This window comes from Brevundimonas lenta (genome assembly GCF_014196335.1).
Lineage (GTDB): Bacteria > Pseudomonadota > Alphaproteobacteria > Caulobacterales > Caulobacteraceae > Brevundimonas > Brevundimonas lenta.
Genome location: NZ_JACIDM010000002.1, coordinates 832,729 through 857,656, shown reverse-complemented (window position 1 = coordinate 857,656; position 24,928 = coordinate 832,729). Strand labels below are relative to the sequence as shown.

The window sequence follows — 24,928 nt, the reverse complement described above, 5'->3', positions numbered from 1 at the left end:
TGTTCTTGCAATCGTCCGTAACCGGGCGTTCAGATAGGGGGTTGCGTCCCCGATGGCCACGAAGGAGGCGGTGATGTTCGAGGATCTGGAGCCGCGTCCAGCGCGCGGAGCGTCCCTGATTGCAGTGACGCGGGAGGATCTGGACGGTTACTCGGTCGAGGATCTGAAGGAACGCATCGCGTCCCTGGAGGCGGAAATCGAGCGGTCGAAGGCGGCGATCGAGGGCAAGTCCTCGCAACGTAACGCCGCGGACGCGTTGTTTAATTTCCGATCCTGAACTTATCCCCTGACACGCCAGTGGCACAGGCGTTGCAGTTGGCGGTGAGGCCGCGCGCATCCGCGCCGGCCGTGATACGGATGCTCGTAATCGATGAGTTTGGCTGAGTTCATGTCCACCGACGACACCCTCCTTATGCCTTCGGGACGCAGCCGCGCGGTTGTGGTGGATGATTTCGCGCGCTCGGAGCTGTTTGATCGCACCTTCCGCGAAGGGATGGAGCTGGTCGAGGACACGGCGTCCTATCTGGACGGCGACGGCCGCCGGGAATCCAAGCTCCTGTCGCGCGCCGCCGCCCTGGCCTACGCCGGCGAGAGCATGAAGCTGACGACCAGGCTGATGCAGATCGCCTCGTGGCTGCTGGTGCAGCGCGCTGTACGGGAAGGCGACATGACCGCGGTTTCGGCCTGCGAGCCCCGCTATCGCCTGGCCGATCGCAAGATCGAGGTCGAACCGACCCACCCCGAACTGCCGATCGCCCTGGTGGAATACATGGTCCGGGCCGAGAAGCTGTACGACCGCGTCCTGCACCTGGACCACCGCATGTACCTGGACGAGCCCGAGGAAGAGGCGGTCAACCCGGTGCAGAGCCAGATGGATCGTCTGGCGGCCGCGTTCCGGCAGTGACACCCCAAACCGCTCATCCCCGCGAAGGCGGGGACCCAGTTCTGTCGGGGAAGCGCCGGCGCTTCAGGACATCGGGCTGAGCGAGACCGGTCTACACCGATCATCCAAAGCACTGGGTCCCCGCCTTCGCGGGGATGAGCGGAGGAGGGCGTAGCCCCTACGGCCCGACGTCGTTCGCGACGTTGCGGCCGTCGTCGACCGGCTTGGGCAGGCTGACGCCGATGCCGAGGGCCTCGGCCAGCTTGTGGTCGCGCTCGTAGACGTCCTCGCGGAAGGCGACGCGACCCTGACCGTCGACGAAGGCGGTCCAGTACAGCAGGCGGACGCCGATCTCGCGGCCCGTCTGGATGCGCTTGGTCTCGCGCGTGTCCTGGGCGGTGTCGAACTCGGACAGCAGCATCGGATCGGGCGAGAGCAGCAGGCGGGCGAAATCGACCGCGTTCTGGACCCGCACGCAGCCGTGGCTGCGCTGGCGCATGGCCAGGTTGAAGGCGGCCTTGGACGGAGTGTCATGCAGGAAGATGGCGTAGCTGTCGCGCAGCTCGAACTTCACATAGCCGAGGGCGGCGGTCGGACCGGCGCGCTGGATGACCGTGCCGTTCGAAATGTACATGTTCTGGCTGGCCAGATAGCCCGGACCCTTGGGCAGGATCTCGTTGCGGGCAATCGAGGCGGGCACGTACCACGGCGGATTGGCGACGACCGAGGCGAACGGCTTTTCGAGGCTGGGCGTCTGGTTGGTCGGCGAGCCGCAGACGACGCGGTTCGAGTGAACCGGGCGACCGTCCTTCCAGTAGACCATGATGGCGGCGGCGGTGTTGACCTCGATCCGCTCGGGATTGACCTCGCGCTTCAGCCAGCGGCGGCGTTCGAGGTTCAGGGCGATCTGGCGGGCCCGATCCTCGGCCGAGGCGGACAGCGAGCGCTGGCTGCCGGTGCCGATGCGGCCGTCCGAGACGAGGCCGTGACGGGTCTGGAAGCTGCGCATGCCGGCCTGGAGGTCGGGGCCGTAGACGTTGCCCTGGGCGGTGATGCGGGCGCCGTCCGCGGCCGATAGATCGCCTTCGGCGACCAGGCGCTGAACAATGACGGGGATGCGCGGGTCGCTGGCGCCCGGTTCGATGGCCTCGCCGACGCGGAACGCGGGCCAGCCGCCGCCGTCACGGATCAGGCGACGATAGCGGACGTAGCCGGCCGACAGGTTGGAATAGCCGATATCGGTGGGAGCCAGGCCTTCGAACCAGTCCAGCAGGCGGTTCTGGGCGAGGGCGTCGTTGAGGCCGACCGGCAGGTCGACCACGTTCTTCTGCATTTCCCAGAGATCTTCGACGTCCTCCGGGCGGACGCGGCCCTGGGCCAGCACGCGGGCGTAGTCGAGGGCGGCGGCAGTGGTGCGCATCTCGCCGCCGGTACGGTCGCGGCCGAGGGCGTCGAAGTCGAAATAGTCGCCGGTGGCGAGGCCGTGACGCTCGGCGCGGCCGGCGGCGGCCTGAAGGGAGCGCAGACGGTCGGGCGTCCAGACCGGACGCCAGCCGTTCAGTTCGTAGAAGGCGCGGACGTCAGGCTGCTGGTTGGCGGGCAGCAGGGCCAGCTGGTCGTTGAAGCTGTCGTAGAAGGCCACGGCGTTGGGATCGCGGGTCTGCGCCAGCGCACCCGCGCCAAACGACGACGCCAGCGCTGAAACCGCTGCGCCAAGACCCAGTTGCCGTCGATTCATCTCGCTCGCTCTCGTCCGTCGGTCGCTGCACGGACATTACGCCCACGCCCCGAAAGCCCAACGCGATCGACATTATCGGCGTTCCGGAAAAACAGAAAGGCGCCGGTCCCGTGGACCGACGCCTTCCGTACGTCTTGCTGTTGCGGTGTGGCCCGAAAGCCAGACCGTTAACGGCCTTACTTCTTGATGAAGCCGGCGAACTTGTTGTTGAAGCGCGAAACGCGGCCGCCGCGGTCCAGCATCTGCTGGTTGCCGCCGGTCCAGGCCGGGTGCGTCGACGGATCGATGTCCAGGTTCAGGGTCGCGCCCTCTTTCCCGTAGGTCGAACGGGTCTGGTACGAGCTGCCATCGGTCATCACGACGGTGATGAAGTGGTAGTCGGGGTGCGTATCGGTCTTCATGGTCGTGATCCGGTCTCTGTGCGGGGACGATGCCGACCGTCCTTGCACGTAAATGAGAAACCCGCCGAAGGACTCCGGCGGGAATGAGCGGCGGCGTTTACACCGGGGGCCGTTCCGGGGCAAGAGGCGCGGATATGACTGACATGACCGCCCCCGCCGCCGACGCCGCCGACCTCCGCGGTCGCCCCGGAGCGGGTGCGCTCATGGCCGAACAGATGGCCGAGGCGGGCGGTCGCCGCGAGAAGCGTCGCGACATTCGTCCGCTGGCCCGGCTGATCCCCTATGCGCTGCGTCACAAGGGGCATCTGGCGCTGGCGGGCTTCTGGCTGATCGTGTCGACGGCGACGTCGTTGAGCCTGACGGCGGCCGCGCGGGGCGCGATCGATCACGGGTTCGAGGGCGGCGGGCAGCGACTGAACCTGTGGTTCATGCTGCTCGGTCTGAACGCTGTGTTCCTGGGCGTGGCCACGGCGGTCCGGTATTTCTACGTCACCAAGACCGGCGAACGGGTGGTCGCGGACCTGCGGAAGGGGCTGTTCGACCGCATCCTGACGCTGGACCCGGCCTTCTACGCCAAGATGCGGACCGGCGAGGTGCTGTCGCGCCTGACGACGGACATCGCCCTGATCGAGACGCTGATGACGACCTCGGTGTCGTTCGCGCTGCGCAATTTCCTGACGCTCGTGGGCGGGGTGATCCTGCTGTTCGTAGTCAGTCCCAAGCTGACGGCGCTCGTGCTGCTGGTGGTGCCGCTGCTGCTGGGGCCGATCTTCCTGTTCGGGCGGACGGTGCGGAAGCTGACCGTGACGACCCAGGACAAGTTCGCCAACGCCGTCGGCTTCGCCGGCGAGAGCGTGGACGCGATCGAGACGGTGCAGGCCTTCGGTCGCGTGCGGAGCGCGGTGACGCGCTTCGGCGAGGCGGTCGAGTCGGCGTTCGAGTCCTCGCTGGTGCGGATGCGGGCGCGCGCGCTGATGACGGCCATGATCATCGTGGTGATGTTCGGCGGCGTGACCCTGGTCCTGTGGCTGGGCGCCCAGGACGTGATCGCGGGCCGGATGAGCCCCGGCGCGCTGCTGCAGTTCGTGCTGCTGTCGGTGTTCGCCGCGGGGGCCGTGGGCGCACTGGGCGAGAGCTGGGGCGACGTCCAGAAGGCCGCCGGCGCCATGGAGCGGATCGACGAACTGATGCGCAGCGAGCCCGCCATCGCCGCTCCGGCGACGCCGCGAGCCCTGCCGTCGCCGCCGATCGGCGAGGTGTCGATGTCGGCGGTGCAGTTCGCCTATCCCGGCCGTCCCGACCTGCCGGCGCTGAAGGGCTTTTCGCTGACTGTGCGACCGGGCGAGACCGTGGCGCTGGTCGGGCCGTCGGGCGCGGGCAAGTCGACGGTGTTCCGCCTGCTGCTGCGCTTCTACGACCCACAGTCCGGCATGGTGTCGGTCGACGGCGTGGACGTGCGAGAGGCCGATCCGGTGGATGTGCGCGCCCGGTTCGCCTGGGTGTCGCAGGAGGCCCCGTTGTTCTCCGGTTCCGCCAGCGAAAACATCCGCTTCGGCCGCGAAAGCGCGAGCGAGGACGAAGTGCGCGCCGCCGCCGACGAGGCCCAGGCGTTGGGCTTCATCGAGGCGCTGCCGGAACAGTTCGACACGCCGCTGGGCGAGCGCGGCAAGAGCCTGTCAGGCGGCCAGCGTCAGCGTCTGGCGATCGCCCGCGCCCTGGTGCGTGAGGCCCCGATCCTGCTGCTGGACGAGGCGACGTCCGCCCTCGACGCCGAGAACGAGCGTCTGGTGCAGGCGGCCCTCGATCCGGCCATGGAGACGCGGACGACCCTGGTCATCGCCCACCGTCTGGCGACCGTTCTGCGGGCCGACCGGATCGTGGTGATGGAAGACGGCAAGGTGGCCGAGGAGGGCACCCACCACGCGCTGATGGCGCTGGGCGGTCTGTATGCGCGTCTGGCGGAGTTGCAGTTCCGCGCGGACTAGCCGCTAGCGCTCCAGGAGCGCCGGATCGAGGAACTGCAGGTTCTCCTCACGGACCTTCGCAGCGTCCTCGTCGTAGAGGAACGGCAGGAAGGCGAAGCGTTCGCCTCGGGTGACGGCGGTGGCCTCGTGCAGGACCGAGCAGGAGAAGACGCAGGCGCCGCCGGGGGGCGGGCGATAGGTGCGGTCGCCGAACTCGGGGAAGCGCAGGTCGCCGCCGTCGTAGTCCGAATTCAGATTGATCGAGACCGCGAACCGGCGATGGGCCGTGCCCTTGGTGGTGTTATCGCGGTGCGGGCGGAAGAAGCCGCCGGTCTCGGCGTCGTAGCGGGCGACGAGATAGCGTTCGATACGCGTCGGCTTGAAGTTGAACGCCTTTTCGATCTGCGGGACGAGACGGCGGGTCAGGCGGGCGACGACCTGCTTCTGGAGCGTTTCGTCCTCGACGAGCACGTCCGAACGGCGCTTGTGCTGGTCGTTCATCATCAGCTTGGTGACGCCGTCAACCTCGCGCATGAAGCCGGAGGGTTCGCCGCCGGTCTCGCGATACAGGGCGATCAGATGATCGCAGAACGACTGTTCGAAGATGCGCGGCGTGACCAGCACCGGAGCGATGCCCTCCGGGCCGCCGTGCCGGTTGGGCGGCGGCAGGGAAGGGATCCGGTCGACCAGGGTCGCGGCCTTGTCAGGGCCGACGGAGGTCATGACGTGCAGCGCGGGGTCGATCAGGAACCAGCCGCTCTCCTGGACGCCGAACAGGGTGGCGACCGAACCGTCCTGGTCGAACAGGAAGCGGATGCCCGGCAGCAGGTCGGCGCGCTTCTTGCGCTGCTTGTCCTTGCCGACGATGACGATGAAGGCGCAGGCGTGCTTGTCGTTGAAGGCGTCGCGCTGCCGGCTGAGGGTCTCGACCGCGCGGGCGACTTCAGGCCCGGCCGGAACGAAGGCGAGCACCAGATAGCGTCCGGCGGCCGTGTCGAACACGTACCGGGGATTGCTGACGCCCTCGATGGAGAAGGTCGGGGCCGGATCGCCGAATAACAGAACCATGCGGCTACGATGCGCGCCACCGCGGCCGGAATTCAAGTCCGGCGGTCAGTTCGGGGCTTCGAAGACCCCGCAGGCGATGCGCGGACCGGCCCCGCCGATGGGCTGGCTGACGTGGTCGTCGCCGGCCGCGTGGACCATGAAGGTGACGCCGTCGCCGGCCAGCAGGTCCACCGCGACGCCCTCGGTGGCGGCGTGGGCCAGATAGACCTCGGCGTTGGCGGTCCCGTCGGCGGCGGCCCAGACGTTCTGCAGGTCGCCCATGTCCGGGCCGCCGCTGAAGTTCAGCAGGCCGTGCGGGCTGGCGTGCTCGTGGTTCAGGTGGCCGCCGGCGCTGGTGAAGCCCGGGCCCTCGCATTTGCCGACCGTGTGCAGATGGACGCTGTGCCAGCCGGCCGGCCAGTTGCGGCCCTCGATGCGGAACAGCATGCCCTGCGGCCCGCTGAAGGCCGTCACGGTCCCGAAATCCGTGCCCTCCGCCGTGTGAAGTTCGGTGCGGGCGACGGGCGCCGGAGGCGGGGCGGCGGGGGGCGCGGTCTGGGCCGCGACGGCTCCGGCGGCCGCCGCGAGCGGCGCGATCAGGCAGGCGGCGAGGAGGCGGATGCGCATGGTCATAACTCCCTGTCTGAAACCGACGGGAGTGCATGGCTTCGCTTTGCCTCTACAGCCCCCGGATGCTAGAAATCGGCGCAGCGGATCACGTTCCGATTCCGGCCATTTAAAGCCCGATTTCCTTGACCGACGACAGCTACCAGAACGCCGCAGCGCCTGCGGGCGGCGACATCTCCACTATCACCATCGAAGACGAGCTGCGCCGCTCGTATCTCGACTACGCCATGAGCGTGATCGTGAGCCGTGCGCTGCCCGATGCGCGCGACGGCCTGAAGCCGGTGCACCGCCGCATCCTGTATTCGATGCACGACCTGAAGATGACGCCCGAGAAGTCGTACTCGAAGTGCGCGCGCGTCGTCGGCGACGTGCTGGGCCGGTTCCACCCGCACGGCGACGCCTCGGTCTACATGGCCCTGGTGCGCATGGCGCAGCCGTTCTCGATGGGCCTGATGCTGGTCGACGGCCAGGGCAATTTCGGCTCGGTCGACGGCGATATGCCCGCCTCGATGCGATACACCGAGGCCCGGATGGCCCCGGCCGCCGTGGCGCTGCTGGCCGACATCGACAAGGACACGGTCGATTTCCAGCCGAACTACGACGAGAAGGAGCTGGAGCCGGTCGTCCTGCCGAGCCGGATCCCGAACCTGCTGGTCAACGGCGCGGGCGGCATCGCCGTCGGCATGGCCACCAACATTCCGCCGCATAACCTCGGCGAAGTGATCGACGGCCTGGTCGCGCTGCTGGACGACCCCAACGTCACCGACGACGCCCTGCTGGATCTGGTGCCGGGACCGGACTTCCCGACCGGCGGCGAGATCATGGGCCGCACGACGCCCCGCAACGCCCTGCGCGACGGCCGCGGCTCGGTCATCGTGCGCGGCAAGGCCTCGATCGAGACCATCCGCAAGGACCGCGAGGCGATCGTGGTCACCGAGCTGCCGTTCCAGGTCAACAAACAGACCCTGATCGAGCGCATCGTCGAACTGGTCCGCGAGAAGCGTGTCGAAGGCATCGCCGACGTCCGCGACGAGTCCGACCGCGACGGCATGCGTATGGTCATCGAGCTGAAGCGCGACGCCTCGGGCGACGTGGTGCTGAACCAGCTGTGGCGCTTCACGGCGATGCAGTCGTCGTTCGGCGTCAACATGCTGGCGCTGAACCATGGCCGGCCGGAGCAGATGGGTCTGCGCGACCTGCTGCAGATCTTCCTCGACTTCCGCGAGGAAGTGGTCGTCCGCCGCATCAAGTTCGAACTGGCGAAGGCCCGCGACCGCGGCCACGTGCTGGTCGGCCTGGCCGTGGCCGTGGCCAACATCGACGAGGTGATCCACATCATCCGCTCGTCGGCCGATCCGACCGAAGCGCGTGAGCGTCTGCAGGCCAAGAGCTGGCCGGTGGGCGACATGATCGCCCTGGTCGAACTGATCGCCGACCCGCGCTCGATGCTGGTCGACGGCGACAAGCTGAACCTGACGGACGAACAGGCCCGCGCCATCCTGGCCCTGACGCTGTCGCGTCTGACCGGCCTGGGCCGCGACGACATCTTCGCCGAGGCGCGCAACCTGGCCGACACCATCCAGGGCCATCTGACCCTGCTGTCGGACCGCGCCAACATCCTGGCGGTGATCCGCGAGGACCTGATCGCGGTGAAGGACGAGTTCGCCGTGCCGCGCCGCACCCTGATCGGGGAAGGCGACGGCGAGATGGAGGATGAGGACCTGATCCCGCGCGAGGATATGGTCGTCACCGTCACCCACGGCGGCTACGTCAAGCGCGTGGCGCTGAACGCCTATCGGACCCAGCATCGCGGCGGCAAGGGCCGCTCGGGCGTGGCGATGAAGGAGGACGACGCCGTCGTCGGCGTGTTCTCGGCCTCGACCCATACGCCCGTGCTGTTCTTCGCCACCAACGGCAAGGCCTACAAGCTGAAGACCTGGCGTCTGCCGCTGGGCAATCCGCAGTCGCGCGGCAAGGCGTTCGTGAACCTGCTGCCGATCGAACCGGGTGACAGCATCATGAACGTGCTGCCGCTGCCCGAGGACGAGGCGGACTGGGGCAACTACGACATCATGTTCGCCACCAGTTCGGGCGACGTGCGCCGCAACAAGCTGTCGGACTTCGCCACCGTGAACCGCGCCGGCAAGATCGCCATGAAGCTGGAAGGCGACGATCACATGGTCGGCGTCGCCCTGTGCACCGCCGAGGACGACGTCATGCTGACGACCGCCCTCGGTCGCGCCATCCGCTTCAAGGCCGACGACGTGCGCGTCTTCAAGGGGCGGGATTCGACCGGCGTGCGCGGCGTGCGCCTGCAGGAAGGCGACGAGGTCATCTCGATGGCCGTGCTGGGCCGCGTCGATGCGACGCCGGAAGAGCGGGCCGCCTACGTCAAGCACTCGAACGCCATGCGTCGCGCGGCGGGCGAGGGCGAGGACGAAACCCCGGCGGTGGAGACCGACGACGAAGCGACCGGCGACGCCGTGCTGAGCGTCGAGCGGATCGCCGAACTGGGCGCCGCCGAGCAGTTCATCCTGACGGTCACCGAGACCGGCTTCGGCAAGCGGTCGTCGGCCTATGAGTATCGTCGCACGGGTCGCGGCGGTCAGGGTCTGACGGCGCACGGCCTCGGCGGTCGCGCGGGCAACCGTCTGGCCGCGGCCTTCCCGGTCGAGGACACCGACGAACTGCTGATGGTCACCTCGGGCGGGCAGATGATCCGCACGCCGGTGGGCCAGGTCCGCGTGGTCGGTCGCTCCAGCCAGGGCGTGACCATCTTCCGCACCGCCGACGGTGAAAAGGTCGTCTCGGTCGAGCGCCTGCCGGACAGCGGCGGCGACAACGACGACGCCGGCGTTGAAGGCGACATCGAGGGCGGTGAGGGCGAGGCCTGAGCCTGACGATCCAGATCGACGGTCGCCCGGCCAGCGTCGAGACGCTGACGCCGGTCGTGCTGTCGAACTACGGCGCCTTCACCTCGATGCAGATCGAGGACGGCGGCGTGCGCGGGCTGGACCTGCATCTGGAACGGTTGGAGCAGGAAGCGCTGGAGCTGTTCGGCGTGGCCGTTCCGGAGGGGCGGCTGCGCGAGCGCATGCGCTCGGCTCTGAACGGTCGGACCGGGCGCTGCAGCTTGCGGGTGCAACTGTTCCTGCAGACCGTGACGCTGCGAAGTCCGGACGCCCAGGGCGAGCCGTCGGTCCTGGTCGTCGCCACTGATCCCGCAACGCCCCTGTGCGATCCGCTGCGACTGCAGACGCAGGCCTATGCGCGGGAGGCCGCGCATCTGAAACACGCCGGGACATTCGGGCTGACCCGGGCGCGGCGGGCGGCGGCCATGACGGGCTTCGACGACGCCCTGTTCATCGGGTCCGACGGCCTGGTTTCCGAGGGCAGCATCTGGAACATCGGCTTCGTCGAGGACGGACGGATCGTCTGGCCGGTTGCGCGGATGCTGGCGGGGACCGGGCAGGGCCTGATTGAGCGGGGGCTGGACTCCGTCGGCCTGGACAGCGAGCGCCGGCCGATCGACCGGGCTGCGTTGGCGGACTTCCGGCAGGCTTTCATATGCAACAGCGCGACGCCGGTCTGTCCGGTCGGCAATATCGACGGCCGGTCACTGGATGTGGACCCTGCGCTGATCGACCGGTTGCAGGCGGCCTGGGCGGCGAACGCGCCGCAACCGATCTAGGCCGCCCGTTTCGCACCTGCTAAACGGGAACAAAGTCGGGGAGGACTGCATGCGTATCGGGCTTTATCCCGGCACTTTCGATCCCATCACCAACGGCCACATGGACATCATCGGCCGGGCGGTGAAGCTGGTCGACAAATTGGTGATCGGCGTCGCCCGCAATGACGACAAGGGGCCGCTGTTCGCTACCGACGAGCGGGTCGAACTGGTGCGCGCCGAGGTGGCGACGTTCGGCGACCGGGTCGAAGTACGCTCGTTCTCCAACCTGCTGATGCATTTCGCCGAGGAACTGGACGCGACGGTGATCGTGCGCGGCCTGCGCGCCGTGTCGGACTTCGAATATGAGTTCCAGATGACGGCGATGAACCAACGCCTCAATGCCGACATCGAGACCGTCTTCCTGATGGCCGATCCGCGGCATCAGGCGGTCGCCTCGCGGCTGGTCAAGGAAATCGCCCGTCTGGGCGGGGATATCGGAAGTTTCGTCAGCCCGGCCGTTGCGGCCGCTGTGCTGGCAAGGGTCAAGGGATAGCATGCGTTTCAAGTTCACCTTCGCGGCGGCCGTTTCGGCCGCGCTTCTGGCCTCGGCCGTCCCGGTCATGGCCCAGACCGCAGCGCCCGCCGCGGCCGAATGGCGCACGATCGCGCCGGAGAATCTGCTGGTCATCCAGACCGCCAAGGGGCGGATCCTGGTGGAGCTGGAGCCCCGCATCGCGCCGTTGGCGGTCGAGCGGGTCAGCACCCTGGCCAATCGCGGCTTCTACGACGGCCACGCCTTCCACCGCGTGATCGAGGGCTTCATGGCCCAGACCGGCGATCCGCTGGGCACAGGCCTGGGCGGCAGCGAGCTGCCGGACGTCGCGGGCGAGTTCGGCTTCCGCCGGGGTCGGGCCGACGGCTACGTCTCGCTGTCGTCGACGCCGGGTGGACAGCTGGGGATCATGGGTTCGATGCCGGTCCAGACCCAGCCGGACGCCCAGATGATGGTGACGTCCGACTTCAAGGCGGCGGCGGTCGGTCTGTTCTGCCAGGGCGTGGCGGGCATGGCGCGCTCGAACGACCCGAACAGCGCCAACAGCCAGTTCTTCCTGATGATGGGCCCGCGCGCCTCGCTGAACGGCCAGTACACGGCGTTCGGCCGCGTGGTGGACGGCCTCAATGTCGTGGAATCGCTGAAGGTCGGTTCCGAGAGCGAGGACGGCAAGGTCACCAATCCCGACACCATGACCCGCACGCGCACCGCCGCGGCCCTGCCCGAGGGGCAGCGTCCGGTCGTGCGGGTGATGAACACCAACGCTCCGGCGTTCGCCGCGCTGATCGAGACCACGCGCACCGCACGCGGCGCGCAGTTCAACGTCTGCGACGTCCAGCCGCCGGTGCAGGTCGTCGGCTGATCGGGACGAAAAGGGGGAGGGGACCATGAGACTGACGCTCGCCATCGCCGCGCTGGCCGTGCTTTCGGCCGGAGCCGCCGCCGCCCAGGACGCCGGCGGCACGCCGGCCCCTCCGCCGCCGCCGACTGCGCAGACGATCATCGCCGATACCGACTGGCGCACCGTGCCGGCCGAGAACCTGATGGTGATCGACACCTCCAAGGGGCGGGTGATGGTCGAGCTGGCGCCGGAAATCGCGCCGCTGCATGTCGAGCGCATGAAGTTGCTGACCCGTCGCGGCTTCTTCGATGGGCAGATCTGGCATCGCGTGATCGACTGGTTCATGGCCCAGACCGGCGATCCGCTGGGCACCGGCGACGGCCAGAGCCCGTTCCCCGATCTGAAGGCCGAGTTCACCTTCCGTCGCGACCCGACCATGCCGTTCGTGGGCGTGGCCGATCCGATGGGCGCGCGCATGGGCTTTATCAACGCCCTGCCGGTGCAGACGCAGCCGGACGCGGCCTTCGCCCTGACCGGCGACGGCAAGGTGCACGGCTGGGGTCTGTACTGCCCGGGCGTGGCCGGCATGGCCCGCGACGAAGGCAATGACACCGCCAACAGCCAGTTCTTCCTGATGCGTCAGGCCTATCCGGCATTGGACAAGCGCTACACGATCTGGGGCGTGACGGTGTCGGGCCTCGACGTGGTGCGCTCGCTTCAGGCCGGCGACGGCGACAACGGCATGATGGCCCAGGCGCAGCCGGACCGGATGATCCGGGTGCGGATCGCGGCCGACATTCCCGAGGCCGAGCGGCCGACGGTGCAGGTGCTGTCGACCAGCTCGACCCGCTTCCGGGCGCTGGTGGACGAGGCCCGGGCCGCGCGCGGCGCCGATTTCTCGGTCTGCGACGTGACCCTGCCGGTTCAGGTCGCCGGCGGCTGACCGCCCCGGCCGCGGCGGCGACGACGCCGTGGCGGCTTGCGATCCTCACGGATCCTTTGCAGCAGAAGCCCCTCGCGCAGGCCGCGATCGGCGACGCGCACGCGCTCTGACGGCCAGGCGCGCTGGACGGCTTCCATGATGGCGGCGCCGGCCAGAACCAGGTCCGCGCGGTCCGGCCCGATGCAGGACTCGGCCGCGCGCCCCTCGGGCCCCAGGGCCTTCAGCCGTTCGGCGGCGGCTTCGCAGTCGCCGCGCGTCATCCACAAACCGTCGACGAGGTTCCGCTGATAGCGGCGCAGGCCCAGGTGGATGCCCGCCAGGCTGGTGATCGCGCCCGAGGTGCCGACCAGGTGCGCCCGCCCGGCGGTGAAGATCGTGCGCAAGGCGGGATCGACCGGCGCGGCGGCGATGGCGGCGCCCATGTCGACGATCATCTCTTCGTACCAGCCGGCCAGTTCGCCGTTGCGCGCATTGGCCGGTTCGGGATGCCGCTCGGCGAGGGTGACGACGCCGATGGGGGCCGACATCCAGCCCTCCAGCGTGAAGCCGCCCTCGTGACGACGCAGCCAGCTGAGTTCGGTCGAGCCGCCGCCGACATCCACGACCAGCACCGCCTCCGCGTTCTGGTCGAACAGGTTCAGGCAGCCCTCGACCGCGAGCCTGGCTTCCTCGATCGGATCGATGATGCGCAGCTTCAGGCCGGTGCCGACGCGGACGCGCTCGATGAAGGCGGCGCCGTTGTCGGCCTGACGGCAGGCCTGGGTGGCGACGGCCATCAGGCGTGCAGGTTCGACCCCGCGCCGGGCGACGCGCTCGCCGCACATCATCAGCGCGTCATAGGCCCGCTCCATGGCGGCGTCGTCGAGACGGCCGGTGCGGGACAGGCCTTCGCCGAGGCGGACGATGCGGCTGAAGGAATCGACGACGCGAAAGCCGTCGCGCGCCGGCTTCGCAATGAGCAGGCGGCAATTATTGGTCCCCAGATCGAGGGCGCCGTAGAGCGGCGCCTCGCGACCTGACGCCTCTGTGTCCCCGGAGGCGCCGCCGCGGGCGCTCGTTCCGTGGGACCGCCGAGGCTGGGACCGCGAACGCCGTGGGGCGCCGTCGGTCTCCGGCATGGGCCGAACTTTCAAGGTGGGCGGTCCAAAGCGGCGCCCGTCCCGGACAAACTAGACCGGCCTTCGCGATCCCGCCAAGCGTGTCTGACGCGAAAATGAACGAGACTACAGGGCTTTCGCTCAGGGAGCGGGGCGTAGCCTCGGCTCCATCATGAGCACCACCATCGCCCGTTTCGGCCTCGGCCAGATCGTCAGACACCGCCAGGCGGCCTTCCGCGGCGTGGTCGTCGACGTCGATCCTGTGTTCCGGGGGCAGCCCCAGGACACCGGCGCCATTTCGCCCAACCAGCCCTTCTACCAGGTGATGGCGATGGGCGCGGAGGGCGGCTTCATGGCCTATGCCCCCGAGGATGCGCTGGAGCATGATCCGGGGGCGGCGGTGCTGACGGGGGCTGAAGAGCGCCGGATGTTCAACGTCGACGCCAGCGGGCGGCACGCCCCCAAGGCGCAGGCGATCCACTGACCGGCGACTGACGCGCTTCGTCTGGCGCGCTTCGACGGCCGGGCCTAGATTGTCGGCAAGGGGCCGCCAGAGCCCGTAGCAGGAGTGCGTCCATGTCCGACTTCGAACACGTCTTCGAAAGCCCGCCCGAAGGCGCGGCCGCCGACTGGACTATTCCGCAGAACTGGCGCGCCTATACCGAGGTCGAGCACAAGACCTGGGACACGCTGTACGCGCGGCAGATGAAGATCCTGCCGGGACGGGCGGCGGACGTGTTCATCAAGGGTCTCGACGCGCTGGACCTGAACACCGGCGGCATTCCCGACTTCGCCCTGATGAATCCCAAGCTGCAGGCCCTGACCGGCTGGACGGTGGTGTGCGTGCCCGGACTGGTGCCGGACGAGGTGTTCTTCGACCACCTGGCCAACCGCCGCTTCCCCTCGGGCCAATTCATCCGCAAGCCGGACCAGTTGGACTACCTGCAGGAGCCGGACATCTTCCACGACGTCTTCGGCCATGTGCCGATGCTGACCGACCCCGACTTCGCCGCCTATATGGAGGCCTATGGCAAGGGCGGGCAGCGGGCGGCGTCGTTGGGCATGCTGCAGAACCTCGCGCGGCTGTACTGGTATACGGTCGAGTTCGGCCTGATGCAGGACACGGACGGCCTGCGCATCTACGGCGCGGGCATCGTGTCGTCGGCGACCGAGAGCGTGTTCTCGCTGGACGACCCGTCGCCGAACCGGCTGGGCTTCGACCTCGAGCGGGTGATGAAGACGCTCTACCGGATCGACGACTTCCAGCAGGTCTATTTCGTCATCGACAGCATCGAGCAGCTGAAGCGCGAGACGCTGCAGGACTTCGGCCCGATCTATGGGCGGCTGGAGGGCGCCGAGGCGATCCCGATCGAGACGGTGCTGCCGTCCGACCGGGTCTTCACCCGCGGCACCCAGGCCTATGCCGCCCGCGGCGGCAGGTTCGCGGCCTGAACCTCCAGTCGCGGTGACGGCTGCGGCCGCACGCCCAGCACCAGACCGAACCAGCCGATGCGGCGGGCGATCTCATAGGTCGCCCAGCAGCCGATGACGGTCGTCCCGATCAGGATCGAGGCCTCCGCCGCCAGCGGAAGGTTCAGCTTCGCCAGATGGTGGCCCGCGACGACGATGATCGTCTGATGGGCGATGTAGAACGGGAAGACGCCGATCGTCAGATAGCGGAGCAGCGGCGTGTCGCGGTTCAGGTGTTTAGCGCCGAAGCCGAGAATGGCGGCGATGAAGGCCCACTGGTCGGCGGCGTAGACCACCCGCATGACGCGGCGCAGGGCCTCGGCCGGGACGGCGTCGTCGGCGCGGTACTGCCAGGCGTAGGCGGCCCACACGGCCCAGGCGGTCAGGGCGAGCATCAGGGCGGGCCAGCGCAGGCGGATGAAGGTCTGACGCAGGCTGTCCGAGCGGGCGGTCAGGAAGCCGAACAGGAAGGCGCTGAACGACAGGGCGTGGTTGTACCAGTCCTCGACCAGGTCGTGGGTGATCTCGAAGCGGGCCGCCAGGGCCCAGCGGATCAGGGCGAGGAAGACGATCGGCCAGACCAGAAGGCCCCAGCCCTTCAGGGCGCGCTCCAGCACGACGCCCAGCGCCGGCAGCCGTCCGCCCGTCAGCGCAAGCAGTCCGGCGAGGAGCAGGCTGTAGACCAGCAGATAGGCGACGAACCACAGGTGGTTCCATGTCGGCGTGGTCAGGCAGCCATCGGCGTCGCACCAGTTGCCGGACGCCGTGGCGTACTTGATCCAGAAGTCGTTGAGCCACGGGCTGCCGGCCGGATCGGCGACGCCAAGGCCGCGCAACGCCTCCCAGACTTCGTAGTAGCTCTGCGGCGGCACGATCACGAACATGCCGAACAGCAGGGGCGGCAGCAGGCGCAGGGTGCGCGAGCCGGCGAGCGATCCCGGGCCCCTGCCGCGGGCGCTGAAACTGTCGGCCATGAAGCGGGTCGCCGCGCCGGAGACCAGGAACAGCAGGGTCAGGCGCCAGGGATTGGTCAGCTGCATGATCGGCTCAAGGGCCTCGACCTCATGACCGCTCTTCACGTGCCAGTCCCAGGGCACGTAGAACATGCCGACGTGGTAGAGGATGAGCAGGCCGAAGGCCCCGACGCGGATCCAGTCCAGATCGATGCGGCGGGCCGAAGGGGCGGCGAGGGAAGCGGGGGAGGCGGCGTCTGTTGACACGGAAAGGCTCCGGAAACGGCGGTGATGCGACCGATGGGACCTCTGGCGTCCCGGCGGAGCAATCGCCTCGGGCCGTACGGCGCCCTGGTGGGGACGACGCAGCGGCGGCTGTGACGAACGGCGAGCCGGGCGGGACGGGCGGCTGGTGGGCGACGTTCGGACGCGCCAGGGTCTGCGACCTGCGGATCGCCCTGTTGTGGATCGTGCCGGCGACGGCGGTCATCGCCGTCGTCAACTCGCTGTCCAATCTGGCGGACATGCCGCACGTCGACTGGTGGGAGCCGTGGGCGTGGGAGGGCAGCAGCGCCATCGCCATTCTGGTGGCGATGATCGTGCCTTGGCTGGCGACCGCGGCGGCCCCGCCAGACGAGGCGGCGGGCGAGGGCTGGCGACCCAAGCTCCGGTTCGCGGCCGTGCATCTGACGGCGCTGTTGATCTTTTCGGCCGTGCACGTCGCCGGCTTCGTGCTGCTTCGGTCGCTGATTTACCAGCTCATGGACGCCGGGCCGTACGAGTTCGGAAACCGCTTCATCTACGAGCTGCGCAAGGACATCATCAGCTACTGCGTCTACGTCGGGACCTTCTGGCTGATCACCTGGGTGCGGCGCCGGCGGGACGAGCCGGTGCGGCCGGTCAGCTTCGATATCCGCGACGGGGCCCGGATCATCCGCGTGCCCCTGTCCGGCATCCTGGCCGTGTCCTCGGCGGGAAACTACGTCGAGTTCTGGCTGAGCGACGGACGCCGGCCGCTGATGCGCGCGACTCTGGTGGCGATCGAGGTCGAGCTGGAGCGTTTCGGCTTCGTCCGCGCCCACCGCTCGTGGCTGGTCAATGTTGATCAGGTGAGGGGACTGCGCCCCGACGGCTCCGGCGACTGGACGGTCGAGCTGGGCGCAGTCGAGGCGCCGGTGTCGCGTCGCTATCCCGGGGCGCTGGAGCGGCTCAAGGGCTGATCACTCTGGTGGGCCGCGGTCGTCGGCCCTTCGGGACCTCCCGACCCGACGCGGCCTAGTCCGCGTGGTCGATCAGGCTGCGGTGCTTGGTGTCGCGCATGAACAGATAGACCAGCAGCGACACGCCGATCATGCCGGTCACGTACCAGAAGAAGGCGCTCTCGATGCCTTCGCTCTTGAACCACAGCGCCGCGTATTCGGCCGTGCCGCCGAACAGGGCGTTGGCGATGGCGTAGGGCAGGGCGACCCCCAGGGCGCGGATGTGGGCCGGGAACAGTTCGGCCTTCACCACGGCGTTGATGGAAGTGTAGCCGCTGACGATGATCAGGGCCGCCATGGCCAGCAGGAAGGCCATGAACGGGCTGTCGACCTGGGCCAGGGTCGACATGATCGGCACGGTGAACAGCACGCCCAGCACGCCGAACGCGACCATCACCGGCTTGCGGCCGATGCGGTCCGAAAGCGCGCCGACGGCCGGCTGCAGGCACATGAAAACGAACAGGGCGGCGGCGCTGATCTGGGTGGCGACGTCCTTGGAGAAGCCCGTCGTATTGACGAGGAATTTCTGCAGGTAGGTCGTGTAGGCGTAGAAGGCGAGCGTGCCCCCGGCGGTCAGGCCCATGACCAGCAGGGCCTCCTTCGGGTGTTTCAGGATCAGCAGCAGGGCGCTGGATTTCGGCGCCTCGCTCGCGTCTGTGACGACGAAGGCGCGGGTCTCGTCGAGGCGGCGGCGCAGCCAGAAAACGATCACCGCCAAGGCCGCGCCGACAAAGAAGGGAATGCGCCAGCCCCAGGAGGCGAGGGCGTCCTCGCTCATCGTGTTCTGCAGCAGGATGAGGAGCATGAGCGCCAGCAGCTGGCCGGAGATCAGGGTGACGTACTGGAAGCTGGACCAGAAGCCGCGGTGCTTCTCGGTCGCCATCTCGGACAGATACGTGGCCGAAGACCCGTATTCGCCGCCGACGCTTAGGCCCTGCAGCATGCGGGCGAACAACAGCAGGGCGGGCGCGGCGACGCCGATCGCGGCATAGCCCGGCGTCAGGGCGATGATCAGGCTGCCGGTGCACATCAGGGTGACCGACAGGGTCAGGCCGGCCTTGCGGCCCCGGCGGTCGGCGTAGACGCCCATGATCCACGCCCCGACCGGGCGCATCAGGAAGCCGACGGCGAAGATGGCGGCCGAGCTCAGCAGCTGGGCCGTGGTGTCGCCCTTGGGGAAGAAGACGGGCGCGAAATAGAGGGTGAAGGCGGCATAGGCGTACCAGTCGAACCACTCGACCAGATTGCCCGCCGAGCCGCCGATGATGTTCCGCAGCCGCCGGGCCGGAGTCATGTCGTTGTCCGCCCGCATGCCGTCCCCCCGAACCCTGTTCCGGGACAAAGGGCTAGAGCGGTTTGCCCATCCGCACCAGAGGCACGGGCGCGCCGCCGCGGTCGTCCTCGAAGCGTTCGATCTCGCGATAGCCGGCGGCGAGGTACAGCGGCTCTCCGCCCATGGTGGCGACCAGTTCGACGCGGTCGTAGCCGGCGGCGCGGGCGGCGTCCTCGCAGAGGTCCAGGATCAGGCGGCCGACGCCCTGCCGGACGAACTCGGGCGCCGTATACATGGCCCGCACCCGGGCGGCGTCGACGCCGGGCGTCAGCGGAGCCGGGATGCGGCCGGGCGTGTGGTCGCCGCCATAGGTGGTGATGCGCCCGCTCCAGCCGCCGCACCCGGCCATGACGCCGTCCTGCTCGACGATGAAATAGGTGCGGTCGGCGATGATCTGGCTGTCGAGGCCCATCAGCTTGCGGCTGGCGACGATCTGCTCGGGCGTCAGGAAGGCGGCCAGCGGGCCGCTGATCGAGCGATCCATCAGCGCGACCAGGGCCGGGATGTCGGCCTCGGTGGCGATGCGATGGGTGAAGGGCGAGGACATAGTGACCGAATAGGCTGCCCTTTCTCTCCCGTCATCCTCGGCCTTGTGCCGAGGATCCAGGAACTCAATAGCGGCGGAGGGCCTGCCGCCTGGACCGCGCGTATGGGCCCTCGGGACAAGCCCGAGGGTGACGGGTGAGGGGGGCGAGACGCGGCGACTAGCGCTGGAAGGGATAGAAGCCGGAGCCAAGGCCGAGGATCGACGTCAGCTCGTCCAGCGCGCCGCGGCTCTCGTCCAGCAGGGCGGGGTCGGCGAGGTCGGCGGGGCTGAGGCGGTCGCGATACCACGTCGCACCCCAGACGCTGAGGGCGCCGTGCAGTTCCTCGTTGATGCGCATGGCCGGGTTGGCGGCAGCCTGTTCCGCCGCGCTCAGGACAACGCGCAGCCGCAGGCAGGCGGGGCCGCCCCCATTGCGCATCGATTGGCGCACATCGACATACTCGACCCGGCCGATGGGGCCGTTGGAGGCCGCCAGCGCCTCGGCGACGGCATGGCTGCGGGCGTTGTCGCGGGTCTCGGTGGGGCAGATCAGGGTCAGGCGGTCCTCACCCGGGATCCGCACCAGCATGGAGTTGAAGAGGTAGCTGGAGATGGCGTCGGCCAACGGCAGATCGGCGGCGGAGACCTCGACGAAGATCGGCTCGAAGCCCTCGGCGGCGGCGCGGATGGCGGCCTTGGTCCCGGCCGTGTCCTCGAAGGCCAGCTCGTGGAAGAAAAGGGTCTCCAGCGCGCCGACGCAGACGACGTCGTTGTGGAAGGTCCCGCCCTCGATGGCCGCCTTCGACTGCCGGGCCAGCACCGCGCCGCGCGCGCCGTGGCGGCGGGCGACGGCTTCCGAGGCCTCGCGCGTCTGGCGGGCGGGATACGCGCCCGTCCACGGCTCATAGGCCTCGCGACCCCAGACCAGAAGGTTGACGCCCGGCGCGCCGTGGTCGGCGCACAGGCGGACGTGGTTGGCGGCGCCCTCGTCGGCGAGGTGAGCCACCGACGGCAGAGCGTCGTGGACGGCGAAGCGCTCGGGATCGGGGAAGAGGGCGTCCAGCGCCCGCTTCGTCTGCTGGTGCTCCAGCGAGCGGTGCAGGTTGGTGACCAGGTTGGCGGGGGTGAAGTGGACCCGGCCGTCGGCGCTGTCGGCGCTGGGGGTGACGGTGGCGGCGTTGGCGGCCCACATGGGGGAGGCGGAACAGGCGGCGGCGGCGAAGGTCGGCGCGTCCTTCCAGGCGCGCTCCAGCACCTGGGCGTCCGTGCCGGTGAAGCCCAGCGAACGCAGGAAGGGGACGTTGGGCCGCTCGTGCGGCGGCAACACGTACTGGGGCAGGCCGAGATCGGCGAGCCGCTTCATCTTGTCGAGACCCTGCAGCACCGCCGCGCGCGGGTTCGACGCCTCGCCCTTGTTGAGGCTCGATGCGAGATTGCCCGGGGACAGGCCCGCATAGGAATGCGTCGGTCCGATCAGGCCGTCGGCGTTGGCTTCGAGGGTTGTCAAACTGGAACGATCCGAACGGTCGGCGACATCATTTCGTGCGTCCAAAGCGCGGCCGCGATCAGGATCACCGCCAAGACCAACAGAGCTCCTGCGTTCAGGAAACGCCGGGTCTGAAGTAATTGAACCATTCCCAATACCATCACGCAGCCGAAGAATCCGCAGCCGACGTAGATGTTGGCGCGATCACTCCGTACCAACCAGTAGAAGGCTATGAGCAGACCGGTCGCCCCTACACAGCACGATGCGTAAATTATCGCTGGACGAATTTTGACCAGAAGGGGTTCCGGGCCGATTTGACGGTTGGTGCGCCAGCCTGAGATCACGCCCGCAAGCCCTTGATCTCACTTTCAATGTTCTTCACCGCCTCGGCTTCGAAACTGGCGACCGGATAGGCGCAGTAGTCGGCGGCGTAGTAGGCGCTGGGACGGTGGTTGCCGCTGGCGCCGAGGCCGCCGAAGGGCATGTCGCCGGCGGCGCCGGTGGTCGGGCGGTTGAAGTTGACCACGCCCGCGCGGATGCGGCGGACGAAGGTCTGCCAGGTGAACGGGTCGTCGCTGACCAGGCCGGCGCTGAGGCCGTAGCGGGTCGCGTTGGCCTCGGCGATGGCGGCCTCGAACGAGCTGACGCGGGTCACCGACAGGAAGGGGGCGAACATCTCCTCGTCCGGCACGGCGACGCCGGTGACGTCGATGATGGCCGGCTTCACGAAGGCGCCGGGCAGGTTGCCGACGGGGCCGGAGGCGCGGATGACGCGGGCGCCGAGGTCGACGCGCTCCTGCAGGGCGGCGAGGGCGGCGGCGGCGGCCTTCTCGGAGATCAGCGGGCCCGCGTAGGGCTCGGGCGTCGAGTTCCACGGCGCATAGGTCAGGCGGTCGGAGAGGGCGGCGACGGCCTCGATGATGGCGTCGCCTTGGGCACCTTCCGGCACGATCAGCCGACGCGCGCACGAGCAGCGCTGGCCGGTGGTGATGAAGGCGGACTGGACCACGATGCCGGCCACGGCCTCGGCGTCGGCGGCGTCCCAGACAACCAGCGGATTGTTGCCGCCCAGCTCGAGGGCCAGGATGACGTGCGGATCGTCGGCGAATTTGCGCCGGAAGTGGGCGCCGGCCGCGCCCGAGCCGGTGAACATCAGGGCGTCGATGCCGCTGTCCAGCAGGGCCGCGCCGGCAGCTCGCCCGCCCTGGACGACGTTGACCACGCCGGTCGGCAGGTCGGCGGCCGCGAAGGCCTCGGCCATCAGCTGGCCGGTGAGGGGCGTCTCTTCCGACGGTTTGAACACGACGGTGTCGCCGGCCAGCAGGGCCGGAACGATGTGGCCGTTGGGCAGGTGGCCGGGGAAGTTGAACGGGCCAAGCACCGCCGCTACGCCGTGCGGGCGGTGACGCAGGGTGGCGTGGCCGAAGGCGGTCTGGGCGGTGCGTTCGCCGGTGCGCTCGTCATAGGCGCGGATCGAGATGTCGACCTTGCCCTGCATGGCCTGCAGCTCGGTCTGGGTCTCCCACAGGGCCTTGCCGGTTTCCCGGCTGATGGCCTCGGCCATCTGCGGCGCCCGATCCTTGAGCACGGCCTGGTAGCGTTTCACCGCCTCGATGCGGTCCTGACGGGGCAGGTCGGCCCAGGCGGGGAAGGCGGCGCGGGCGCGGTCGGTTGCGGCCTGGACCTCGGCGGGTGAGGCGGCGGCGCCTTCCCAGACGGTTTCGCCGGTGGCGGGATCGGTCGAGCGGAAAGTGGTCATGGCAGCCAGATGGGGGTTCAGGTCTTTACGCGCACGGTCTCGCCCGCCCGCACCTTGAGGGCGTCGGCGGTTTCGCGGGTCAGGGTGGCGACGTCGCCCTCGATGTAGGCGCGCTGTCGGACGGCGCGGAAGCCGCTGACGCTGTCCGTCGAGATCAGGGCGGGCAACTCGGCATTGACCTCTTCGGAGATCGCCACGGTCAGGCGACGCGCGTCACGGACGGTGCGGATGTTGTCGCGACCGCAGGCCACGGTCGGACCGGCGTCGAAGATGTCGACCAGACCGTTGGGGCGGAAGCCCTCGCTCTCCAGCAGGGCCATGGCGGGGACGCCCTGGGGGTGGACCTTGCCGATCACGGCGCGCGCAGGCTCGGGCAGCAGCTCGATGTAGATCGGATGGCGCGGCGAAAGGTCGAGGATGAACTGCTTGTCGGTCGAACCGGTCAGCCGGTCGGCCTCGTCGAATTCCATCGGGAAGAATTTGCTCGCGACGTGATCCCAGAACGGACAGGCGCCGTCGGGGGTGAAGACCCCACGCAGCTCGGCCAGGACGTTGTCGGCGAACAGCTCCGGTTCGGCGCCGATCAGCATGTAGCGCGACTGGCTGAGCAGGCGGCCCGCACCGCCCTTGCGCCGGTCGGCCTTGAGGAACAGCGATCCGACCTCGGTCCAGCCGGTGCATTCGTTGACCAGCACCAGGGTCTTCTGTTCCAGCTTGATGCCGAGCGACGGCGACGACTGGGCGTTGTTGACCACGCGGAACGAGAAGAACGGGCGGTGCAGGCCGACCGCCGCCTTGACCGAGCCGACGCCGTCGACGTCGCCGGTCTCCGACTCCTCCAGCATCAGTGTGTACCAGCGGTCCTGCGGCTTGATGGCGCCGGTGAAGCTGTCGCGGCTGAGGTCGAGGCGTTCCGCCAGCTGGTCCGGATCCTCGGGCAGGCTGGTGAAGCCGGGGCCGGACAGGATGGCCAGCTCCAGCAGGTGGTCGAGGTCGGCAGGCGCTGCGGGTCGGACGACGAGCATGGGGGTTACATCGTCTCCAGACGCAGGGACTTCAGTTTCAGGGCGTCGATCTCGCCCGAGGCGATCTTGCACAGGATCAGCGCTGACAGCTGGGCCCGTTCGACGAAGCTGGCGGGCCAGGCGAACTCCTGGTCGGAATGGATGTCGCCGCCCAGGACGCCGAGGGTGTCGATGTTCGGCAGGCCGGCGGCGTGCAGGTTGTTACCCTCGCAGACGCCGCCCGAGGGCTTCCAGGCGATGGTCTGGCCCAACAAGGCGCCGGTGTCGCGCACGGCTTCGAACAGGGCGGTCTGGCTCGCGTCCATCGGCTTGGGCGCGCGGGTCATGCCGCCGTGCAGGTCCAGGGTCAGGCCGGGGAAGGGCGGCTCGGCGGCGATCTGACGCACCGTCTCCGAGATCCATGCCGAGGCCTGGGCATCGGGGACGCGGACGTTGAAGCGGACCACGGCGTTGTCGGCGACGACGTTGAGCGGCCCGCCGCCCGAAATCTTGGCGACATTGACCGTGACGCCCTCGCGCTGGCCGTTCAGGGCGTGCAGGCGGCCCGCGATGATGGCGGCGCCGGCGACGGCGTTGGCGCCCTCGTGGAAGGCGCGGCCGGCGTGGGCCGCCTTGCCGGTGACGATCAGATGGTAGTTGCCGCTGCCCTTGCGCTCGCCGGCCAGGGTGCCGTCAGCCAGCGCGGGCTCATAGGTCATGCCGACGTGGCCGCGTGCGCCGAGTTCGGCCAGCAGCGGAGCGGAAGCGGGCGAGCCGATCTCCTCGTCGGGTGACAGCAGCACGGTCCAGCCGACGCGGCCGTGGTCGGGATGCGTCTCGAAGGCCTCCAGCGCCGCCAGCAGGACGGAGATGCCGCCCTTCATGTCGGCGATGCCGGGACCGTTCAGGGCGCCGTCGGCGCGGGTGGTCACGGTCTGAAAGGCGCTCTCGGCGGGGAAGACGGTGTCGTAGTGGCCGGTCAGGACGACCTGCAGCGGGGCGTCGGGGCGGCAGGTGATCTTCAGCGCGTCCGCATGGGCCTCGGCGCGGACCGAGCCGTCGTCGGCGACGGTGGTGGAGCCGCGGGTGGGGATGCGCTCGACGGTCGCCGGCAGGCTGCGGGCCCCGGCTTCCAGCAGCGCCAGCACGGCGTTCAGCCCCTCGGCGTTGCGACTGCCCGAGTTGACGTTCGCCCACTCGATCGCACGGCCGATGATGGCGGTCTCGCGCGCCGCGACGTGGTCGAGCACGGTCTGGTCAGAGGGCAGAATCCGCATGCGGCCGGACCCTAGCCGGGCCGGCGGCAAAGGTGAAGCGAGCGTAACTTCCGACTCGGGACGAGTCCGGGTAACCCTTTCCCCCTATCCAAGGGAG

General features: G+C 69.0%; 24 protein-coding genes. 11 read left to right on the top strand and 13 right to left on the bottom strand.

Features of this window, described 5'->3' with window-relative positions:
* The first annotated feature begins 73 nt into the window (after positions 1 to 73).
* Complete coding sequence (locus GGR12_RS11830) at positions 74 to 277, top strand: DUF1192 domain-containing protein (protein WP_183204589.1); 204 nt, start codon at positions 74 to 76, stop codon at positions 275 to 277.
* Positions 278 to 388: 111 nt separating this feature from the next.
* On the top strand, positions 389 to 904 hold the full coding sequence (rcdA, locus tag GGR12_RS11825) for a protease adaptor protein RcdA (protein WP_246328860.1): 516 nt from the start codon (positions 389 to 391) through the stop codon (positions 902 to 904).
* A gap of 157 nt (positions 905 to 1,061) precedes the next feature.
* Here rcdA and GGR12_RS11820 read toward each other — a convergent pair whose 3' ends face one another.
* Positions 1,062 to 2,621 carry a L,D-transpeptidase family protein gene (locus GGR12_RS11820; RefSeq protein WP_183204587.1) on the bottom strand — a complete coding sequence of 520 codons (1,560 nt, stop codon included), beginning with the start codon at positions 2,619 to 2,621 and terminating at the stop codon, positions 1,062 to 1,064.
* Between the two features lie 176 nt (positions 2,622 to 2,797).
* Positions 2,798 to 3,022, bottom strand: coding sequence for a 50S ribosomal protein L31 (gene rpmE / locus GGR12_RS11815; RefSeq protein WP_183204586.1), 225 nt, complete (start codon positions 3,020 to 3,022; stop codon positions 2,798 to 2,800).
* Positions 3,023 to 3,156: 134 nt separating this feature from the next.
* Between rpmE and GGR12_RS11810 the strand changes: the two genes are divergently transcribed.
* On the top strand, positions 3,157 to 5,007 hold the full coding sequence (locus tag GGR12_RS11810) for an ABC transporter transmembrane domain-containing protein (protein WP_183204585.1): 1,851 nt from the start codon (positions 3,157 to 3,159) through the stop codon (positions 5,005 to 5,007).
* A gap of 3 nt (positions 5,008 to 5,010) precedes the next feature.
* On the opposite strand, the gene GGR12_RS11805 is transcribed toward GGR12_RS11810, so the two are convergent.
* Complete coding sequence (locus GGR12_RS11805; protein ID WP_183204584.1) at positions 5,011 to 6,054, bottom strand: 2OG-Fe(II) oxygenase; 1,044 nt, start codon at positions 6,052 to 6,054, stop codon at positions 5,011 to 5,013.
* A gap of 45 nt (positions 6,055 to 6,099) precedes the next feature.
* Complete coding sequence (locus tag GGR12_RS11800) at positions 6,100 to 6,660, bottom strand: superoxide dismutase family protein (RefSeq protein WP_183204583.1); 561 nt, start codon at positions 6,658 to 6,660, stop codon at positions 6,100 to 6,102.
* Positions 6,661 to 6,785: 125 nt separating this feature from the next.
* On the opposite strand from GGR12_RS11800, the gene gyrA reads away from it, so the two are divergent.
* From gyrA to GGR12_RS11775, 5 genes are read left to right on the top strand one after another with little or no spacing between them, the layout of a single operon-like run.
* Positions 6,786 to 9,554 carry a DNA gyrase subunit A gene (gyrA, locus tag GGR12_RS11795; protein WP_183204582.1) on the top strand — a complete coding sequence of 923 codons (2,769 nt, stop codon included), beginning with the start codon at positions 6,786 to 6,788 and terminating at the stop codon, positions 9,552 to 9,554.
* Positions 9,551 to 10,351: an aminotransferase class IV gene (locus GGR12_RS11790; RefSeq protein ID WP_183204913.1), complete on the top strand. Its 801-nt coding sequence runs from the start codon at positions 9,551 to 9,553 to the stop codon at positions 10,349 to 10,351. The genes gyrA and GGR12_RS11790 overlap by 4 nt, the downstream gene beginning before the upstream one ends.
* Before the next feature lie 49 nt (positions 10,352 to 10,400).
* Positions 10,401 to 10,883: a pantetheine-phosphate adenylyltransferase gene (gene coaD, locus GGR12_RS11785; protein ID WP_183204581.1), complete on the top strand. Its 483-nt coding sequence runs from the start codon at positions 10,401 to 10,403 to the stop codon at positions 10,881 to 10,883.
* A gap of 1 nt (position 10,884) precedes the next feature.
* Positions 10,885 to 11,745 carry a peptidylprolyl isomerase gene (locus GGR12_RS11780; protein ID WP_183204580.1) on the top strand — a complete coding sequence of 287 codons (861 nt, stop codon included), beginning with the start codon at positions 10,885 to 10,887 and terminating at the stop codon, positions 11,743 to 11,745.
* A gap of 25 nt (positions 11,746 to 11,770) precedes the next feature.
* The gene (locus tag GGR12_RS11775; protein ID WP_183204579.1) at positions 11,771 to 12,667 is read left to right on the top strand and encodes a peptidylprolyl isomerase; all 897 of its coding nucleotides are present in this window, start codon (positions 11,771 to 11,773) and stop codon (positions 12,665 to 12,667) included.
* Here the strand turns inward: GGR12_RS11775 and GGR12_RS11770 are convergent.
* Positions 12,649 to 13,785 (bottom strand): Ppx/GppA phosphatase family protein, encoded by a 1,137-nt coding sequence (locus GGR12_RS11770; RefSeq protein WP_183204912.1) that lies wholly within the window; start codon positions 13,783 to 13,785, stop codon positions 12,649 to 12,651. The genes GGR12_RS11775 and GGR12_RS11770 overlap by 19 nt on opposite strands.
* A gap of 151 nt (positions 13,786 to 13,936) precedes the next feature.
* Between GGR12_RS11770 and hspQ the strand changes: the two genes are divergently transcribed.
* Both hspQ and phhA read left to right on the top strand, forming a co-directional pair.
* Positions 13,937 to 14,248 (top strand): heat shock protein HspQ, encoded by a 312-nt coding sequence (gene hspQ, locus GGR12_RS11765; protein WP_183204578.1) that lies wholly within the window; start codon positions 13,937 to 13,939, stop codon positions 14,246 to 14,248.
* A 92-nt stretch (positions 14,249 to 14,340) separates the two neighbouring features.
* On the top strand, positions 14,341 to 15,216 hold the full coding sequence (gene phhA / locus GGR12_RS11760; protein WP_183204577.1) for a phenylalanine 4-monooxygenase: 876 nt from the start codon (positions 14,341 to 14,343) through the stop codon (positions 15,214 to 15,216).
* Here the strand turns inward: phhA and GGR12_RS11755 are convergent.
* Positions 15,183 to 16,454 (bottom strand): acyltransferase family protein, encoded by a 1,272-nt coding sequence (locus GGR12_RS11755; protein WP_183204576.1) that lies wholly within the window; start codon positions 16,452 to 16,454, stop codon positions 15,183 to 15,185. The genes phhA and GGR12_RS11755 overlap by 34 nt on opposite strands.
* A gap of 110 nt (positions 16,455 to 16,564) precedes the next feature.
* Between GGR12_RS11755 and GGR12_RS16845 the strand changes: the two genes are divergently transcribed.
* On the top strand, positions 16,565 to 17,407 hold the full coding sequence (locus tag GGR12_RS16845; protein ID WP_183204575.1) for a LytTR family transcriptional regulator DNA-binding domain-containing protein: 843 nt from the start codon (positions 16,565 to 16,567) through the stop codon (positions 17,405 to 17,407).
* Positions 17,408 to 17,462: 55 nt separating this feature from the next.
* On the opposite strand, the gene GGR12_RS11745 is transcribed toward GGR12_RS16845, so the two are convergent.
* From GGR12_RS11745 to GGR12_RS11715, 7 genes are all read right to left on the bottom strand, one after another.
* Complete coding sequence (locus GGR12_RS11745) at positions 17,463 to 18,758, bottom strand: MFS transporter (RefSeq protein ID WP_183204574.1); 1,296 nt, start codon at positions 18,756 to 18,758, stop codon at positions 17,463 to 17,465.
* Positions 18,759 to 18,792: 34 nt separating this feature from the next.
* Complete coding sequence (locus tag GGR12_RS11740; protein WP_183204573.1) at positions 18,793 to 19,326, bottom strand: GNAT family N-acetyltransferase; 534 nt, start codon at positions 19,324 to 19,326, stop codon at positions 18,793 to 18,795.
* A 157-nt stretch (positions 19,327 to 19,483) separates the two neighbouring features.
* Entirely contained in the window at positions 19,484 to 20,812 is a 1,329-nt protein-coding gene (astB, locus tag GGR12_RS11735; protein ID WP_183204572.1) for an N-succinylarginine dihydrolase, read from the bottom strand.
* Entirely contained in the window at positions 20,809 to 21,135 is a 327-nt protein-coding gene (locus GGR12_RS11730) for a hypothetical protein (protein ID WP_183204571.1), read from the bottom strand. Before GGR12_RS11730 ends, astB begins: the two co-directional genes overlap by 4 nt.
* Positions 21,132 to 22,550, bottom strand: coding sequence for a succinylglutamate-semialdehyde dehydrogenase (gene astD / locus GGR12_RS11725; RefSeq protein WP_183204570.1), 1,419 nt, complete (start codon positions 22,548 to 22,550; stop codon positions 21,132 to 21,134). Before astD ends, GGR12_RS11730 begins: the two co-directional genes overlap by 4 nt.
* 17 nt (positions 22,551 to 22,567) lie before the next feature.
* Entirely contained in the window at positions 22,568 to 23,575 is a 1,008-nt protein-coding gene (locus tag GGR12_RS11720; protein WP_183204569.1) for an arginine N-succinyltransferase, read from the bottom strand.
* A gap of 5 nt (positions 23,576 to 23,580) precedes the next feature.
* Complete coding sequence (locus GGR12_RS11715; protein ID WP_183204568.1) at positions 23,581 to 24,831, bottom strand: hydrolase; 1,251 nt, start codon at positions 24,829 to 24,831, stop codon at positions 23,581 to 23,583.
* Between the last annotated feature and the right edge of the window lie 97 nt (positions 24,832 to 24,928).

What these genes read in the sequence shown, in the direction of transcription:
- phhA (WP_183204577.1), top strand. Translation starts at nt 14,341, where the DNA reads ATGTCCGACTTCGAACACGTCTTCGAAAGCCCGCCCGAAGGCGCGGCC.
- hspQ (WP_183204578.1), top strand. Translation starts at nt 13,937, where the DNA reads ATGAGCACCACCATCGCCCGTTTCGGCCTCGGCCAGATCGTCAGACAC.
- coaD (WP_183204581.1), top strand. Translation starts at nt 10,401, where the DNA reads ATGCGTATCGGGCTTTATCCCGGCACTTTCGATCCCATCACCAACGGC.
- GGR12_RS11780 (WP_183204580.1), top strand. Translation starts at nt 10,885, where the DNA reads ATGCGTTTCAAGTTCACCTTCGCGGCGGCCGTTTCGGCCGCGCTTCTG.
- GGR12_RS11800 (WP_183204583.1), bottom strand. Translation starts at nt 6,660, where the DNA reads ATGCGCATCCGCCTCCTCGCCGCCTGCCTGATCGCGCCGCTCGCGGCG.
- rcdA (WP_246328860.1), top strand. Translation starts at nt 389, where the DNA reads ATGTCCACCGACGACACCCTCCTTATGCCTTCGGGACGCAGCCGCGCG.
- GGR12_RS11830 (WP_183204589.1), top strand. Translation starts at nt 74, where the DNA reads ATGTTCGAGGATCTGGAGCCGCGTCCAGCGCGCGGAGCGTCCCTGATT.
- GGR12_RS11720 (WP_183204569.1), bottom strand. Translation starts at nt 23,575, where the DNA reads ATGCTCGTCGTCCGACCCGCAGCGCCTGCCGACCTCGACCACCTGCTG.
- GGR12_RS11740 (WP_183204573.1), bottom strand. Translation starts at nt 19,326, where the DNA reads ATGTCCTCGCCCTTCACCCATCGCATCGCCACCGAGGCCGACATCCCG.
- GGR12_RS11770 (WP_183204912.1), bottom strand. Translation starts at nt 13,785, where the DNA reads ATGCCGGAGACCGACGGCGCCCCACGGCGTTCGCGGTCCCAGCCTCGG.
- astD (WP_183204570.1), bottom strand. Translation starts at nt 22,550, where the DNA reads ATGACCACTTTCCGCTCGACCGATCCCGCCACCGGCGAAACCGTCTGG.
- GGR12_RS11775 (WP_183204579.1), top strand. Translation starts at nt 11,771, where the DNA reads ATGAGACTGACGCTCGCCATCGCCGCGCTGGCCGTGCTTTCGGCCGGA.
- GGR12_RS11810 (WP_183204585.1), top strand. Translation starts at nt 3,157, where the DNA reads ATGACTGACATGACCGCCCCCGCCGCCGACGCCGCCGACCTCCGCGGT.
- GGR12_RS11715 (WP_183204568.1), bottom strand. Translation starts at nt 24,831, where the DNA reads ATGCGGATTCTGCCCTCTGACCAGACCGTGCTCGACCACGTCGCGGCG.
- GGR12_RS11805 (WP_183204584.1), bottom strand. Translation starts at nt 6,054, where the DNA reads ATGGTTCTGTTATTCGGCGATCCGGCCCCGACCTTCTCCATCGAGGGC.
- rpmE (WP_183204586.1), bottom strand. Translation starts at nt 3,022, where the DNA reads ATGAAGACCGATACGCACCCCGACTACCACTTCATCACCGTCGTGATG.
- GGR12_RS11820 (WP_183204587.1), bottom strand. Translation starts at nt 2,621, where the DNA reads ATGAATCGACGGCAACTGGGTCTTGGCGCAGCGGTTTCAGCGCTGGCG.
- GGR12_RS11745 (WP_183204574.1), bottom strand. Translation starts at nt 18,758, where the DNA reads ATGCGGGCGGACAACGACATGACTCCGGCCCGGCGGCTGCGGAACATC.